Origin of the sequence: Persicobacter psychrovividus, from assembly GCF_036492425.1 — a bacterium.
GTDB lineage: Bacteria > Bacteroidota > Bacteroidia > Cytophagales > Cyclobacteriaceae > Persicobacter > Persicobacter psychrovividus.
In genome coordinates, this window is sequence record NZ_AP025294.1 from 202,680 (window position 1) to 218,304 (window position 15,625).

12 protein-coding genes are annotated in these 15,625 nt (G+C 40.3%); 3 read left to right on the plus strand and 9 right to left on the minus strand.

The features are described from left to right. Window positions 1–126: 126 nt before the first annotated feature. The gene (locus AABK40_RS17970) at window positions 127–1,560 is read left to right on the plus strand and encodes a WG repeat-containing protein (RefSeq protein WP_338398610.1); all 1,434 of its coding nucleotides are present in this window, start codon (window positions 127–129) and stop codon (window positions 1,558–1,560) included. 18 nt (window positions 1,561–1,578) lie between these two features. Here AABK40_RS17970 and AABK40_RS17975 read toward each other — a convergent pair whose 3' ends face one another. The 5 genes from AABK40_RS17975 to istA all read right to left on the minus strand — a co-directional run bounded on the left by AABK40_RS17975 (window position 1,579) and on the right by istA (window position 7,083). Then, window positions 1,579–2,916 carry a hypothetical protein gene (locus AABK40_RS17975; RefSeq protein ID WP_338398611.1) on the minus strand — a complete coding sequence of 446 codons (1,338 nt, stop codon included), beginning with the start codon at window positions 2,914–2,916 and terminating at the stop codon, window positions 1,579–1,581. 16 nt (window positions 2,917–2,932) lie between these two features. Beyond that, on the minus strand, window positions 2,933–4,207 hold the full coding sequence (locus AABK40_RS17980; RefSeq protein WP_338398612.1) for a leucine-rich repeat domain-containing protein: 1,275 nt from the start codon (window positions 4,205–4,207) through the stop codon (window positions 2,933–2,935). Beyond that, window positions 4,185–4,562, minus strand: coding sequence for a hypothetical protein (locus AABK40_RS17985; RefSeq protein WP_338398613.1), 378 nt, complete (start codon window positions 4,560–4,562; stop codon window positions 4,185–4,187). The genes AABK40_RS17980 and AABK40_RS17985 overlap by 23 nt, the downstream gene beginning before the upstream one ends. A gap of 271 nt (window positions 4,563–4,833) precedes the next feature. Beyond that, window positions 4,834–5,556 carry an IS21-like element helper ATPase IstB gene (istB, locus tag AABK40_RS17990; protein ID WP_338398614.1) on the minus strand — a complete coding sequence of 241 codons (723 nt, stop codon included), beginning with the start codon at window positions 5,554–5,556 and terminating at the stop codon, window positions 4,834–4,836. Between the two features lie 9 nt (window positions 5,557–5,565). Beyond that, the gene (gene istA / locus AABK40_RS17995; protein ID WP_338398615.1) at window positions 5,566–7,083 is read right to left on the minus strand and encodes an IS21 family transposase; all 1,518 of its coding nucleotides are present in this window, start codon (window positions 7,081–7,083) and stop codon (window positions 5,566–5,568) included. 661 nt (window positions 7,084–7,744) lie between these two features. On the opposite strand from istA, the gene AABK40_RS18000 reads away from it, so the two are divergent. Continuing rightward, entirely contained in the window at window positions 7,745–9,178 is a 1,434-nt protein-coding gene (locus AABK40_RS18000) for a WG repeat-containing protein (protein WP_338398616.1), read from the plus strand. A gap of 19 nt (window positions 9,179–9,197) precedes the next feature. On the opposite strand, the gene AABK40_RS18005 is transcribed toward AABK40_RS18000, so the two are convergent. Genes AABK40_RS18005 through AABK40_RS18015 form a run of 3 tightly spaced genes read right to left on the minus strand, consistent with a single transcriptional unit; the run spans window position 9,198 to window position 12,172 of the window. Continuing rightward, window positions 9,198–10,538 (minus strand): hypothetical protein, encoded by a 1,341-nt coding sequence (locus AABK40_RS18005; RefSeq protein ID WP_338398617.1) that lies wholly within the window; start codon window positions 10,536–10,538, stop codon window positions 9,198–9,200. 16 nt (window positions 10,539–10,554) lie between these two features. Next, window positions 10,555–11,820, minus strand: a complete 1,266-nt coding sequence (locus AABK40_RS18010) for a leucine-rich repeat domain-containing protein (protein ID WP_338398618.1) — start codon at window positions 11,818–11,820, stop codon at window positions 10,555–10,557. Beyond that, window positions 11,798–12,172: a hypothetical protein gene (locus tag AABK40_RS18015; RefSeq protein WP_338398619.1), complete on the minus strand. Its 375-nt coding sequence runs from the start codon at window positions 12,170–12,172 to the stop codon at window positions 11,798–11,800. Before AABK40_RS18015 ends, AABK40_RS18010 begins: the two co-directional genes overlap by 23 nt. 656 nt (window positions 12,173–12,828) lie before the next feature. On the opposite strand from AABK40_RS18015, the gene AABK40_RS18020 reads away from it, so the two are divergent. After that, window positions 12,829–14,310, plus strand: a complete 1,482-nt coding sequence (locus tag AABK40_RS18020) for a WG repeat-containing protein (protein ID WP_338398620.1) — start codon at window positions 12,829–12,831, stop codon at window positions 14,308–14,310. Here the strand turns inward: AABK40_RS18020 and AABK40_RS18025 are convergent. Then, window positions 14,280–15,587, minus strand: coding sequence for a hypothetical protein (locus AABK40_RS18025; RefSeq protein WP_338398621.1), 1,308 nt, complete (start codon window positions 15,585–15,587; stop codon window positions 14,280–14,282). The genes AABK40_RS18020 and AABK40_RS18025 overlap by 31 nt on opposite strands. Window positions 15,588–15,625 lie beyond the last annotated feature (38 nt).

Consider the following 15,625-nt stretch of genomic DNA (forward strand, 5'->3'; position numbering starts at 1 on the left):
CTTTCCGTTTAGTCAGCTTGTTCATGTGCTTTTACCCCACGCAAAAATACCAACGATTCCTATTTTGATTGATATTAGTATCAATAGTTGATTAAAATTTATATTTTTACTTTAAATCACATCAACATGAAACGTCACCTATTATTCTTTATTTTTTGTATCAATATGATCACCAACGCTATGGCACAAAAGCTGAATGCTTCGGTTTACCGTTCGGAATCCAGATACCTTGCAAATTTTGAACTGGCCGATGATGTCTTGGTGCCTTACCGTGTGGGCGAGCTGTTTGGCTATATGAATAAAGATAAAGAGCTGGTGATTGAACCCCAATGGAAGGATGCCTTTCCCTTCCGACATGGAGTGGCGGCAGTGGGTAAACATTTCTATAAAAAAGGAGCATACGAGGTTGATACCACTACCCTTTATGCGCTGATCAATACCCAAGGGGAACTTTTGACGGATTATAGTTATTGGCAGATTATGCCAGCGGATGACAATCATTTGGCGGAAGCATTGCATATGAGTGGCTATTGGGGCGCCCTGAACACCATGGGGGAAGAGCAGATTCCGATGGGTTTTAAGCGAATATATTATCAACAGAGCGGGATTTATAAAGTCAAGTATGATGGTAAGGCGGGCTTCATTGATAAAAATGCCAAGGTGGTTTTCCCTATTGAATATGATGATGTATCCCTTTGCCGTGATTTGGATAGCTATATGGTTGAAAAAGACGGCAAACAAGCCTATTATGATGCGGACTTTAAGCCTATCACTGGCTTTGACTATAAGGCCAATCGCTTAGATGCTGGCTTTATGTTTGGCATGGCACGTGTGCATAAAGGAGATCAAACCATGATCATCAATAAAAAAGGAGAGGTGTTGGTTAATATCACCGAAATGGGTTATGAGAGCTGCTCGATTTTAGCCCATGATTTCATTTCTATTGATTTAGCGCATCCTGATCCAAAAGATTTTATTGATCAGTATAAGAGGTTTACCGGAATGATGAGGGCATCTACCAAGGAGCTTATTGTTGACCCTAAAGAAATGGGATATTACTCTATTTCGACATTATATACCGAAGATGTAGCTCCTCCTCTTTTCATTTTCATTAATACCGATTATATGTTGGGTGATTCTCGTAGAAGAATTGGACTTATGGATACTGAAGGGAAGATTATCCTTCCTGCGGACTATTATTTAATTAGATCTACTTATGCAAATAATGGTATATTTTTATTAGATGGTGAAAAAGGAGGAGTATCATCTTATTTATTTAATAGTATTACTTTAAAAAGAACAGAACCAATACCTGGTTGGTTGTTTAGGTTGTCAATGCCCTTTAATACTGGTTTAATTTTACTTAGTTATCTGGTAAAACATAAAGACAAGGAATATTATGGATTAGTGGATCTTGAGGGAAAGGTAATTATACCTCCCAAATATGATCGTTTTAAAGGCTTTGATGAACAATATTTTGCAACAGAAGGCATTTACCATGTGGTACACCATGATCAAAAATTTTATATTGATGCTTTTGGCTATGAATACAAAAGGTAAGAACGATAAAGTAAGCTCTTATTTACAAAGCTCTTGTTCAAACAAATGATGCATAAATTTTGGGATGTCCGATTTAGGGAAATTATGGGTCAAAATGATATTCAACATATGACTTACTTGGGATAGGAAAAACTCTCGAATATCAATATGATAGACTAATCCCCCATGAACATCTCCAAAAAGTTTGGCTTTGAGGCCACCCGCTACTTGAAAACCAGCGGCTACCCCCACTCCCATTTGGGTATGCAATTCAATGGATGAGAAGAAGTCATCTTTGAAAATTTCGAAATAGCGTTTATATTCTTCTGTTGAAAGGAAATTATTGAATTCAGAATCTCGTAGCTCATTCATCCATTCAGCAAACTCTTGGATGGCATTTGTCAATCCCTTTGCTGAAAGGTACTCTATAAAGTCTCTAACTAACCCTTTTAGTATCGATGGATCCGCCTGATACAACACCCCAAAATCTAACTCAAACTCTAAAAAAGCATCGAAGTCATAGAAATTGCTTTGATACTCCTTTTTTTGTAGGGCTTGGTTTTCTTTTTCTCGCTGTTTGATGCTATTGGCAATACGGCTGGCGGGATTCCAGTCCAACAGGTGGATGCGTTTTTTGATTTTGAGGTCTTTGATGAGGTTGAATACAAAATCAATATCCAAATCATCATCCTCAAGGATATTTAATAACTTTTCATTCCCCTCCATCTGTGCCTCATAAGCAGCCGCCTCATACAAATCCATATCCCCTTTGGTGGTGAAGAAGAACATTTGATAATCGTCTTTGTCTTGGTCGAAGACGAATTTGATGCCCATCCCTCTTTGGAAAATGGGTCCCCATTTACCTAAAAGCGGAAGGTTGACCTTCCCGTGGGTATCGGCCGCTAACTCTACGGAGACTGACATCACTTCTTTAGCGATGACTATCCTTCCATCGGCTTGTGCTTTGAGTTTACGGTCCCACTCCACCGCTCCGGTAATCTGTGCGCCCAATAAGGCTGAAATGTCGATATTGGCAGAACGTTTAAAGATCTCCCTGAGGGTGGTCTTTTTGGATTGATGGTTTTTCGAAGGGACAACCAGATCGATCCATCGGCTGCTGAAGTTGTCTGCCATGCGCTCATCGGCATGGGAGCCTTTGGAGACAAAAGCATCCTTTTCCTTGTCTGTGGCGGCTTTTTTGAGCCCTAAACTGCCTCCTGCATTCACTTGGCCAGCAATTCCCACGGCCAATTTCGATTTGGTTAGATAATGATGCGGATCAAGTTGGCTACCCATAAAGGCATCAAGGAAAACGCCCGTGGCCGTCCCCAATTCATGCTTTATGGAGGAAATGTGCGGGGATCGCCACCTCCCCACATCCTGCCCTCAAAAATCACCTGCGCTCACAATTGGGAATGTAATCATAGCGCCCTCTTCCTACCCAAATGTCGTCTATGCAAGCTGGAAGCCATTCGAGGGGATTGTATTGAATATTAAAACTATTCAAACGTTCAATATTGCAGATGCTCATTGGCAAACTGCTCAGACTGTTACTTTGTAAGTCTAAGCTGGTAATTTTAGTACATTGACCGATCTCATCGGGAAGGTGGGTAATGGCGTTTACCTTGAGAGATAAAAAATCTAACTTCTTAAGGTTGCCAATATTAGGAGGTAAAACTGTTAGTTTATTATTATCTAAACTTAAACTCGTAATATTGGGATTATTCAATAGATCAACGGGGAAATCTTTATCTTCCAACCCCAAGCCTTCGAGGTAAACTCGATTTAAAGTAGGCATCTGACCTATTCGCTTTGGGAATTTTTTAACGCCACTATTCACTAAGTATAAAGTTTCTAATGGAAGATCCGCAAAGCTTTCGGGCAAAGCAGTCAAATGCTTTGTATTCCAAAGATCTATCCTTTTCAGGTTTACTGCTCCTATATTTTCAGGCAAAGCCTCAATTTTACTCTTGTCCAGCTCTAATCTTTCCAGTTTTTTGAGCTTGCAAAGCTCATCAGGTAAAGATCGCATTGGGGTCTCCCTCAGGCATAATGTTTCTAAATTAGCCAATTGACCAATTTCTGCTGGCAGGCTATCGATTTCCAACTTACTTAGATACAAGTCTTTCAAATGGGATAGTTGTCCAATTTCTGGAGGGATGGTCTTGATGGGAGTTTCATTTAAGCTAAACCTTTCTAATTGGGGGAAATGCTGAATGATTTCCATTGGATATTCCTGAATAGGATTACCATCAAAAAAAAGCTCTTTTAAATGGGAAAAGTCGAAAACCTTTTCAGGTATATGTGATATATTACAAAACCCAATGCTTAAACCCGTTAGCGAAGGGTATTCTGAGAGAGAAGCTAAATCTTGAAGTGCTTCAGGATGATTATCAAAATCCAAAAACCTGACTTTATTTTTATCAATACCCGAAAGAATTTCGTTCCAATTGGAGATGTCACCTTTCACTCGGCTAAAGTCAATATAATATTTTCCAGTTTCGTTAAGGCGATAAATTGGATTATAAGGATCACCATATTTTTGTTGGAGTTCATTAAGAATTTCAATCATTTTTTCTTCTTTAATTTCTTTTTGACTTTTAAGAGTGCAAGCAGATAAAGCCAATAACACAATCATCCATATTTTATTTCCAATAATCGGAGGCATAACTTCTATTTTTGAGGTATAAATAATGCAATACTAATTTTTCAAATTGCGTCAAGTTCAAAGGATTATAGCTAACCATTCCTGTTCTCTTATTCCAATTAAATACACTCACCCCTAAAGGATTATTCTTAGCGATCTGTACCAAGGATTCCCCCCAGGCATCTTTAATTTTAAGTCCCATAACCACCACTTCAATCTTCTGCTCAGCATTCCCTTTGGCATTTGTATCAGCCACCAGTGCTTCCATTTGCTGATTGAAACTTTCTAACACTCCTTCTATTCCGCTTTTATGGGTGGTTTTATAGATTTCCCAATCGGAGCAGGAGTAGTTGCCATGGGCTTTGTTTTTCTGCATGTCGATGAGTTTTTCTCGGATCTCAGTTCATCCAAGGTCGTTAGTTCTTAAGGTTCAAGCATTTGCCCCCAATACCCTTCTAATATGGGATGCCAAGAGATAAGGGCCTCCCAATTTTGGCTGGTGTTAGTAAAGCGTACTTGGACTAATTTATTCACCTGATTAATGTGAGCCAATGTTGATGGATATACCGTTCATATTGACACCCCCTAACGGGCATATTGACACCCCCCTGTTTCAGTTCGGGGAATGGCAGAAGTTTGTTTTCAAGTTAACTTAATTTTCTCCTACTTTCGCCTTTTAATTCTATTCTGTGGGAGGTATGTACCAAACGGTCCAAAATAGCATCGGCGATGGTGCGTTCGTTGATGATCTCATACCAGTCGCTTACGGGCATCTGGCTGATGATAATGGTGGACTTTCGAGCATGTCGGTCTTCAATCACCTCCATTAGGTCTTGTTGCTGTTGTGCGTCGAGTTTTTGCAGACCAAAGTCATCGATTATGAGCAGGTCGGCTTTGGCAAGTTTGACAAATAATTTGGCAATCGTACCGTCTATTCGGGCAACCTTCAGACTGGCCATCAGCTTTTTGAAGTTAAAATAGAGGGTGCTATTTCCTTGGGTACATGCCTGATAGCCCAACGCTGAGGCAACAAAACTTTTACCACATCCGGTGGCTCCAGTTACAAGTACGGATTGTCCTTTTCCAATGTACTCTCCGGTAGCCAGTTGCATAACCTGCCCCTTGTCAAGCCCTCTGTTGGTATCAAAGTGTAGCTCGGCAACACTGGCCTGGTAGCGAAAGTTAGCTGTCCTTATCAGGCGTTTTTCCCTGTTGGTCTGCCGGTGGTCTGCTTCTGCCTGAAGCAGCAGGTTCAGCCCGTCGGTAAGGCTCAATTCATGAAGCTGTTTGCTTTGCCTGAGCGTCTCCCACTGCAGGCTCATTCCTTTGAATGAAAGCTCTGATAGCTGTTTTTCGATTAATGAATACATTATGTTGGTTTAGTTGTAATAAGATTTTCCTCGGGTGTTTTCATGTTGGGGCAAAGGGGTTTGAGGTGGTGGACTGCTGTTGATATAGGTTTTGTTTCGTAGTACATTCTGGACAAAAGTATAGTTGTATTGCTCTGCCTCAATAGCCATCCTAATGGCCGTTTCGAAGTGCTCTTTAGGGTAGGATCGCATCAGGTTGAGTAAGCCGTCAAAGCTCCTAAAAAGCTGCTCAGGATATTGTTTTTTTGAGATCATCACCTCCATCATCCGTTCCAGCTCAGGGCACATACTGGCCTTTTTCAGGTAGTTATCCGTACTGCGGGATCGATAGTGTTGGTGCTGCGAACACAGGTGGTCTTTGTTGGTTGTGTAACCACTGGTTTTATTCCTTCGGTGGGTAGCAACCAGTTTGGACTGGACAAAAATATTGACAATCGTATCGGTATAAATCAGCTGAGCCTTCTGCCCGATGTATTCAAAAGGGACGCTGTAATGCCGTTGATCGATGCCCATGAGCACATGTCCGTTCTGCGCAACAGTGTAATTTCGATAATATTTGATCTCGAAAGGCTGATCGGGAAGCGATGAAAGTAGTGGCTTTTCCTTGGAAACAAACTGCTCTGTTCGGCAGTAATCACGTTTCTGCATCCGCGTTTGGTTGTGTTTTCCGATGTAAGAAATAAGGGCATTGTTGAGCTCCTGAAGACTGAAATATTGCTGATTACGCATTCTGGCATAGGCTCGTTGATAGATCAACTTGACCTGGTTCTCGACCAAAGCCTTGTCCTGTGGCTTCCTCGGACGTGCCGGTACCACTACGGTCCCATAATGGTTTGCAAAATCCTCCAAAACCCTGTTGATCTTGGGCTCATAACGGTTGGTTTGAACTACTGCCGCTTTCAAATTGTCCGGCACAAGCGCCTTCGGAACACCCCCAAGATGCTCCAAACAGCATTTTAGCGCAAAAATAAAGTCATCGGTCGTCTGCGACGGAACGGCCATCGCAAAACAATAATCCGAGTACGGAAGGCAGGCCACAAAGACCTGGCAGTTGATCACCTCACCCGTTTCGGCATCAATATAAGGTAAAGTTGCACCTGCATAATCGATATAAAGCTTGTCTGCCGGAAGGTGATCCAGAGGTAAATTGGGGTGCTTCTGACGCATATAACGCCTGAGATGAAAGCAAAATTGCGAATATTTGTAGCCATCAGGATGCCCTTCAATATACTCCTGCCAAAGCAGTCCCTTGGTAACCCCTTTCTTGCCAAGCTCTTGCGATAAACTGGGTAAAAGCTCCTTCATTTGTTCATAACGAATATCCTTATAGGCCGGATCGCCCGAAGAAAAGAACTTACTCAGCGATAATTCATCCTGACTCAGAAAATAGTCAATCGGCTTACCTGACTTTTTTAGCTTGCGTCGATAAGCCTTGATGGTGTTGATGCTCATCCGCGTGCTTAGGTGAATCGACTTTTGTGAGCGACCCTGATGAAGCATCCGAATAATCTGGCGTAATTTACTCATAGTGATCGGTTTGCCTGCCATGCCTATACTTTTTGGTTGATTACCCAAAAAAGTATTTTTTACCGATATTACACTTGGTATAGTGCAATTAATTCTTCAACAATAGGGGTGTCAGCTTGCTCCGTTATTCTCGTCCAAAAATCGGAGCGTTAGGGGGTGTCAGCTTGCTCCGTTGTATCCAGTTGATGAATCAATAGGTTTTGTTTGGTTTTCCAAGGTTGATATTTCCTTCATATTTAGGATATACAAAGTGTATGATGAAGCATTTAATTTGATGATTTAAATATAATTATACAAGGTGACTTTATTGTTTTAATTAATTTCTAATGATTTAAGCAGACACATAGGTTAGCCCACAATGTCATTATGTTAGGAGCCTTGCCGTTCGAAAATATGCTATCACCCCTTCCAAAAATATGATTTCTACTACCGTAGGGACGTTGCATGCAACGTCCGTACCGAAAGGTACAAAAATATTCGACAGCCAAGATTCGATCTACCCAAAAAACCTCAAGCCAATGACATCGGGTCAGCCCTTTCCGTTTAGTCAGCTTGTTCATGTGCTTTTACCCCACGCAAAAATACCAACGATTCCTATTTTGATTGATATTAGTATCAATAGTTGATAAAATTTTATATTTTTACCTTAAATCATATCAACATGAATCGCTACCTATTTTTCCTTATTTTTTGTATCAATATGATCACCAACGCTATGGCACAAACGCTGAATGCTTCAGTTTACCGTTCGGAATCCAGATACCTTGCAAATTTTGAACTGGCCGATGATGTCTTGGTGCCTTACCGTGTGGGCGAGCTGTTTGGCTATATGAATAAAGATAAAGAGTTGGTGATTGAACCTCAATGGCAGGATGCCTTTCCCTTCCGACATGGAGTGGCGGCAGTGGGTAAACATTTCTATAAAAAAGGAGCATACGAGGTCGATACCACTACCCTTTATGCCCTGATCAATACCCAAGGGGAACTTTTGACGGATTATAGTTATCGTACCATTAAGCCGTTTGATGCCAATGGATTAGGTAAAGCTAAACACATCAGTGGCTATTGGGGCGCCCTGAACACCAAGGGGGAAGAGCAGATTCCGATGGGTTTTAAGCGAATATATTATCAACAAACGGGGATTTACAAAGTCAAATACGATGGTAAGGCGGGCTTCATTGATAAAAATGCCAAGGTGGTTTTCCCTATTGAATATGATGATGTATCGCTTTGCCGTGATTTGGATAGCTATATGGTTGAAAAAGACGGCAAACAAGCCTATTATGATGCGGACTTTAAGCCCATCACGGGCTTTGACTATAAGGCCAATCGCTTAGATGCCGGCTTTATGTTTGGCATGGCCCGTGTGCATAAAGGAGATCAAACCATGATCATCAATAAAAAAGGAGAGGTGTTGGTCAATATCACTGAGATGGGTTATGAAAGGTGTGGTATATTAGCTAATGATTTGATTGTTGTGTCTATTGAACACCCTGATCCTAAAAATTTTGAAGACCATTATAAAACTTATAAGGGGATTATGAGGGCTTCTACTAAGGAGCTTATCGTTGATCCTAAAAAAATGGAATATTATTCGATAGGAACATTATATACCGAAGATGTAGCCCCCCCTCTTTTCATTTTCATTAATACCGATTATATGTTGGGTGATTCTCGTAGAAAATTAGGGCTTATGGATACTGAAGGAAAGATTGTCCTTCCTGCGGTCTATGATTTAATTACATCTACTTATTCAAATAATGGGATTTTTGTTTTAAAACGTGATGAAAACAAGAATAGCTACTTTTTTGATAGTCGAACAATGGAGAAAAAGGGGGCTATTCAAGGTTGGTTGTCTCGTTTAACAATGGTACCACCGGTTAGCAACTTAAATTTTTATAAGTATCGAAAAATATCCAACGAGAGATATTATTCTGGAATTATAGATTTTGATGGTATTGTAGTCATCCCTCCAAAGTATGATCATTTTAAAGGCGTTGATGAACAATATTTTGCAACAGAGGGCATTATCCATGTGGTACATCATAATCAAAAATTCTATATTGATGTTTTTGGCTTTGAATACAAAAAATAAGGACTATAAAAGTATGTCCTTATTTAAATAGCTCTTGTTCAAATAATTGGTGCATAGATTCCGGAATATCTGATTTAGGAAAATTATGGGTCAAAATGATATTCAACACATGACTTACTTGGGATAGGAAAACCTCTCGAATATCAATATGATAGACTAATCCCCCATGAACATCTCCAAAAAGTTTAGCTTTGAGGCCACCCGCTAATTGAAAGCCGGCGGCTACCCCCGCTCCCATTTGGGTATGCAATTCAATGGATGAGAAGAAGTCATCTTTGAAAAGTTCTAAATAACGCTCATACTCGACTGTTTTCAAGAAATTATTGAATTCAGAATCCCAATTTTTATTCATCCATTCAGCAAACTCTTGGATGGCATTTTTTAAGCCTTTGGCAGAAAGGTAGGAGATAAAATCTTCAATTAAATCGCCTAATTCTTTTGGATCCGCCTGATACAACACCCCAAAATCTAACTCAAACTCCAAAAAGGCATCGAAGTCATAGAAATTGCTTTGATACTCCTTTTTTTGTAGGGCTTGGTTTTCTTTTTGCCGTTGTTTGATGTTGTTGGCAATGCGGCTGGCGGGATTCCAGTCCAACAGGTGGATGCGTTTTTTGATTTTGAGGTCTTTGATGAGGTTGAATACAAAATCAATATCCAAATCATCATCATCCTCAAGGATATTTAATAACTTTTCATTCCCCTCCATCTGTGCCTCATAAGCAGCCGCCTCATAAAGATCCAAATCCCCTTTGGTGGTGAAGAAGAACATTTGATAATCGTCTTTGTCTTGGTCGAAGACGAATTTGATGCCCATTCCTCTTTGGAAAATGGGTCCCCATTTACCTAAAAGCGGAAGGTTGACCTTCCCGTGGGCATCGGCCGCTAACTCTACGGAGACTGACATCACTTCTTTATCGATGACGATCCTTCCATCGGCTTGCGCTTTGAGTTTACGATCCCATTCCACCGCTCCGGTAATCTGTGCGCCCAATAGGGCTGAAATGTCGATATTGGCAGAACGTTTAAAGATCTCCCTGAGGGTGGTCTTTTTGGATTGATGGTTTTTCGAAGGGACAACCAGATCTATCCATCGGCTGCTGAAGTTGTCTGCCATTCGCTCATCGGCATGGGAGCCTTTGGAGACAAAAGCGTCCTTTTCCTTGTCTGTCGCGGCTTTTTTGAGCCCTAAGCTACCTCCTGCATTCACTTGGCCAGCAATTCCCACGGCTAATTTTGATTTGGTTAGATAATGATGCGGATCCAGTTGACTGCCCATAAAGGCATCAAGGAAAACGCCCGTGGCCGTCCCCAATTCATGCTTTATGGAGGAAATGTGCGGGGATCGCCACCTCCCCACATCCTGCCCTCAAAAATCACCTGCGCTCGCAATTGGGGTTGTAACTATAGCGACTTTGACTTCTTTCCCAAATGTCGTCTATGCAGGCTGGAAGCCATTCGAGGGGATTGTATTGAATATAAAAACTTTCCAAACGTTCAATATTGCAAATACTCATTGGCAAACTGCTCAGGCTGTTACTTTGTAAGTCTAAGCTGGTAATTTTAGTACATTGACCGATCTCATCGGGAAGGTGGGTAATGGCGTTCTGTCGGAGATACAAACCATCTAACTTCTTGAGGTTGCCAATATTAGGAGGTAGGGATGTTAACTTATTATTTCTTAATACCAACCTCTCAATATTAGGGTTATTCAGTATATCAACGGGGAAATCTTTATCTTCCAAACCTAAGCCTTCGAGGTAAACCAACCTTAAAGTAGGCATATCACCTATTCGCTTGGGAAATTTTTTGATGCCACTATCGTCTAAGTACAAGTATTCTAAAGGAAGGTCCGCAAAGCTTTCCGGTAAAGCGGTTAGCTGTTTGGTTTCTCGAAGATTTATCTCTTTCAAGTTTACTGCCCCAATATTTTCGGGTAATGCCTCAATTTTACTTCTGTTTAGCTCTAATATTTTTAGGTTTTTGAGCTTGCAGAGCTCATCAGGTAAGGTTTTGATTGGCGTTTCACGTAGGGTTAATGTTTCTAAATTTGTCAATTGTCCAATTTCCGCTGGCAGGCTTTTGATCTGTAATTTATCCAGAAACAAGTCTTTCAATTGGGTTAATTGTGCAATTTCTGGTGGGATGACTTTGATCGGTGTTTCGTCAAAACTTAGCCTTGTTAATTGTGGAAGGCGCTGAATGATTTCTATTGGAAATTCCTGAATAGGATTTCCATCCAAAAAAAGCTCTTTTAAATGAGGAATTTCTAATACTTCCTTAGGAATGTGAGATAAATTACATGACCCAATGCTTAAACCCGTTAACGAAGGATATTCTGAAAGCGAAGCTAAATCTTGAAGTGCTTCGGGGTGATTCGAAAATCGTAAAGCGCTAACTTTTTTTTTGTCAATGTCAGATAGGATATCATTCCAATTGGAGATGTCTTCTTTAGCTCGCCGAAAATCAATAGTATATTGACCATTTTTATGAATAAGATAAAATGGATTATACCCATCGCTATATTTTTGTTGGAGATCATTAAGAATTTCAATCATTTTTTCTTCTTTACTTTTAAGAGTGCAAGCAGATAAAGCCAATAGCGCAATCATCCATATTTTATTTCCAATAATCCGAGGCATAACTTCTATTTTTGAGGTATAAATAATGCAAAACTAATTTTTCAAATTGAGCTAAATCTAAGGGATTATAAGAGATCATGTCGTTGTCTTTATTCCAATTAAATACACTCACCCCTAAAGGATTATTCTCTGCAATATCTTTTAAGGATTCTCCCCAAGCATTCTCAATATCAAAGCCCATGAGTATACCAACTTTCTGCTCAGCATTCCCCTTGGCATTTGTTTCAGTCACCAGTGCTTGGATTTGGTTATTGAAACTTTCTAACACCCCATTTATTCCGCTTTTATGGGTGGTTTTATAGATTTCCCAATCGGAGCAGGAGTAGTGGCCACGGGTTTTGTTTTTCTGCATGGCGATGAGTTTTTCTCGGAGCTCAGTTCATCCAAGGTCGTTAGTTCTTAAGGTTCAAGCATTTGCCCCAATACCCTTCTAATATGGGATGCCAAGAGATAAGGGTCTCCCAATTTTGGCTGGTGTTAGTAAAGCGTACTTGGACTAATTTATTCACCTGATTAATGTGAGCCAATGTTGATGAATCAATAGGTTTTGTTTGGTTTTCCAAGGTTGATATTTCCTTCATATTTAGGATATACAAAGTGTATGATGAAGCATTTAATTTGATGATTTAAATATAATTATACAAGGTGACTTTATTGTTTTAATTAATTTCTAATGATTTAAGCAGACACATAGGTTAGCCCACAATGTCATTATGTTAGGAGCCTTGCCGTTCGAAAATATGCTATCACCCCTTCCAAAAATATGATTTCTACTACCGTAGGGACGTTGCATGCAACGTCCGTACCGAAAGGTACAAAAATATTCGACAGCCAAGGTTCGATCTACCCGAAAACCCTCAAGCCAATGACATTGAGCCAGCCCTTTCCGTTTAGTCAGCTTGTTCATATGCTTTTACCCCACGCAAAAATACCAACGATTCCTATTTTGATTGATATTAGTATCAATAGTTGATAAAATTTTATATTTTTACCTTAAATCATATCAACATGAATCGCTACCTATTTTTCCTTATTTTTTGTATCAATATGATCACCAATGCTATGGCGCAAAAGCTGAATCCTTCAGTTTACCGTTCGGAATCCAAATACCTTGCAAATTTTGAACGGGCCGATGATGTCTTGGTGCCTTACCGTGTAGGCGAGCTGTTTGGTTATATGAATAAAGATAAGGAACTTGTGATTGAACCCCAATGGCAGGATGCCTTTCCCTTCCGACATGGAGTAGCGGCCGTAGGCAAACATTTCTATAAAAAAGGAGCATACGAGGTCGATACCACTACCCTGTATGCGCTGATCAATACCCAAGGGGAACTTTTAACAGATTATAGTTATTGGCAGATTATGCCAGCGGATGACAATCATTTGGCGGAAGCATTGCATATCAGTGGCTATTGGGGCGCCCTGAACACCAAGGGGGAAGAGCAGATTCCGATGGGTTTTAAAGAAATATATTATCAACAAACCGGTATTTACAAAGTCAAATACGATGGTAAGGCGGGCTTCATTGATAAAAATGCCAAGGTGGTTTTCCCTATTGAATATGATGATGTATCGCTTTGCCGTGATTTGGATAGCTATATGGTTGAAAAAGAAGGCAAACAAGCCTATTATGATGCGGACTTTAAGCCTATCACGGGCTTTGACTATAAGGCCAATCGCTTAGATGCCGGCTTTATGTTTGGCATGGCACGTGTGCATAAAGGAGATCAAACTATGATCATCAATAAAAAAGGGGAGGTGTTGGTTAATATCACCGAAATGGGTTATGAGAGCTGCTCGATTTTAGCCCATGATTTCATTTCTATTGATTTAGCGCATCCTGATCCAAAAGATTTTATTGATCAGTATAAGAGGTTTACCGGAATGATGAGGGCATCTACCAAGGAGCTTATTGTTGACCCTAAAGAAATGGGATATTACTCTATTTCGACATTATATACCGAAGATGTAGCTCCTCCTCTTTTCATTTTCATTAATACCGATTATATGTTGGGTGATTCTCGTAGAAGAATTGGACTTATGGATACTGAAGGGAAGATTATCCTTCCTGCGGACTATTATTTAATTAGATCTACTTATGCAAATAATGGTATATTTTTATTAGATGGTGAAAAAGGAGGAGTATCATCTTATTTATTTAATAGTATTACTTTAAAAAGAACAGAACCAATACCTGGTTGGTTGTTTAGGTTGTCAATGCCCTTTAATACTGGTTTAATTTTACTTAGTTATCTGGTAAAACATAAAGACAAGGAATATTATGGATTAGTGGATCTTGAGGGAAAGGTAATTATACCTCCCAAATATGATCGTTTTAAAGGCTTTGATGAACAATATTTTGCAACAGAAGGCATTTACCATGTGGTACACCATGATCAAAATTTTATATTGATGCTTTTGGCTATGAATACAAAAGGTAAGAACGATAAAGTAAGCTCTTATTTACAAAGCTCTTGTTCAAACAAATGATGCATAAATTTTGGGATGTCCGATTTAGGGAAATTATGGGTCAAAATGATATTCAACATATGACTTACTTGGGATAGGAAAAACTCTCGAATATCAATATGATAGACTAATCCCCCATGAACATCTCCAAAAAGTTTGGCTTTGAGGCCACCCGCTACTTGAAAACCAGCGGCTACCCCCACTCCCATTTGGGTATGCAATTCAATGGATGAGAAGAAGTCATCTTTGAAAATTTCGAAATAGCGTTTATATTCTTCTGTTGAAAGGAAATTATTGAATTCAGAATCTCGTAGCTCATTCATCCATTCAGCAAACTCTTGGATGGCATTTGTCAATCCCTTTGCTGAAAGGTACTCTATAAAGTCTCTAACTAACCCTTTTAGTATCGATGGATCCGCCTGATACAACACCCCAAAATCTAACTCAAACTCTAAAAAAGCATCGAAGTCATAGAAATTGCTTTGATACTCTTTTTTTTGCAGGGCTTGGTTTTCTTTTTGCCGTTGTTTGATGCTATTGGCAATACGGCTGGCGGGATTCCAGTCCAACAGGTGGATGCGTTTTTTGATTTTGAGGTCTTTGATGAGGTTGAATACCTGATCAACTTCTAATTTTCGACCTTTTGACAAAACCCCAAGAATATCCATCTTCCCTTCCATCTGTGCCTCATAAGCAGCCGCCTCATACAAATCCATATCCCCTTTGGTGGTGAAGAAGAACATTTGATAATCGTCTTTGTCTTGGTCGAAGATGAATTTGATGCCCATTCCTCTTTGGAAAATGGGTCCCCATTTACCTAAAAGCGGAAGGTTGACCTTCCCGTGGGCATCGGCCGCTAACTCTACGGAGACTGACATCACTTCTTTATCGATGACGATCCTTCCATCGGCTTGCGCTTTGAGTTTACGATCCCATTCCACCGCTCCGGTAATCTGTGCGCCCAATAAAGCTGAAATGTCGATATTGGCAGAACGTTTAAAGATCTCCCTGAGGGTGGTCTTTTTGGATTGATGGTTTTTCGAAGGGACAACCAGATCGATCCATCGGCTGCTGAAGTTGTCTGCCATGCGCTCATCGGCATGGGAGCCTTTGGAGACAAAAGCGTCCTTTTCCTTGTCTGTGGCGGCTTTTTTGAGCCCTAAGCTACCTCCTGCATTCACTTGGCCAGCAATTCCCACGGCCAATTTTGATTTGGTTAGATAATGATGCGGATCAAGTTGACTGCCCATAAAGGCATCAAGGAAAACGCCCGTGGCGGTCCCCAATTCATGCTTCATGGAGGAAATGTGCGGGGATCGCTACCTCCCCACATCTT

Excerpts from the sequence above, each read along its gene's own strand:
- AABK40_RS17985 (WP_338398613.1), bottom strand. The coding sequence starts at position 4,562 with ATGCAGAAAAACAAAGCCCATGGCAACTACTCCTGCTCCGATTGGGAA.
- istB (WP_338398614.1), bottom strand. The coding sequence starts at position 5,556 with ATGTATTCATTAATCGAAAAACAGCTATCAGAGCTTTCATTCAAAGGA.
- AABK40_RS17980 (WP_338398612.1), bottom strand. The coding sequence starts at position 4,207 with ATGCCTCCGATTATTGGAAATAAAATATGGATGATTGTGTTATTGGCT.
- AABK40_RS18020 (WP_338398620.1), top strand. The coding sequence starts at position 12,829 with ATGAATCGCTACCTATTTTTCCTTATTTTTTGTATCAATATGATCACC.
- AABK40_RS18025 (WP_338398621.1), bottom strand. The coding sequence starts at position 15,587 with ATGAAGCATGAATTGGGGACCGCCACGGGCGTTTTCCTTGATGCCTTT.
- istA (WP_338398615.1), bottom strand. The coding sequence starts at position 7,083 with ATGAGTAAATTACGCCAGATTATTCGGATGCTTCATCAGGGTCGCTCA.
- AABK40_RS18015 (WP_338398619.1), bottom strand. The coding sequence starts at position 12,172 with ATGCAGAAAAACAAAACCCGTGGCCACTACTCCTGCTCCGATTGGGAA.
- AABK40_RS18010 (WP_338398618.1), bottom strand. The coding sequence starts at position 11,820 with ATGCCTCGGATTATTGGAAATAAAATATGGATGATTGCGCTATTGGCT.
- AABK40_RS17970 (WP_338398610.1), top strand. The coding sequence starts at position 127 with ATGAAACGTCACCTATTATTCTTTATTTTTTGTATCAATATGATCACC.
- AABK40_RS18000 (WP_338398616.1), top strand. The coding sequence starts at position 7,745 with ATGAATCGCTACCTATTTTTCCTTATTTTTTGTATCAATATGATCACC.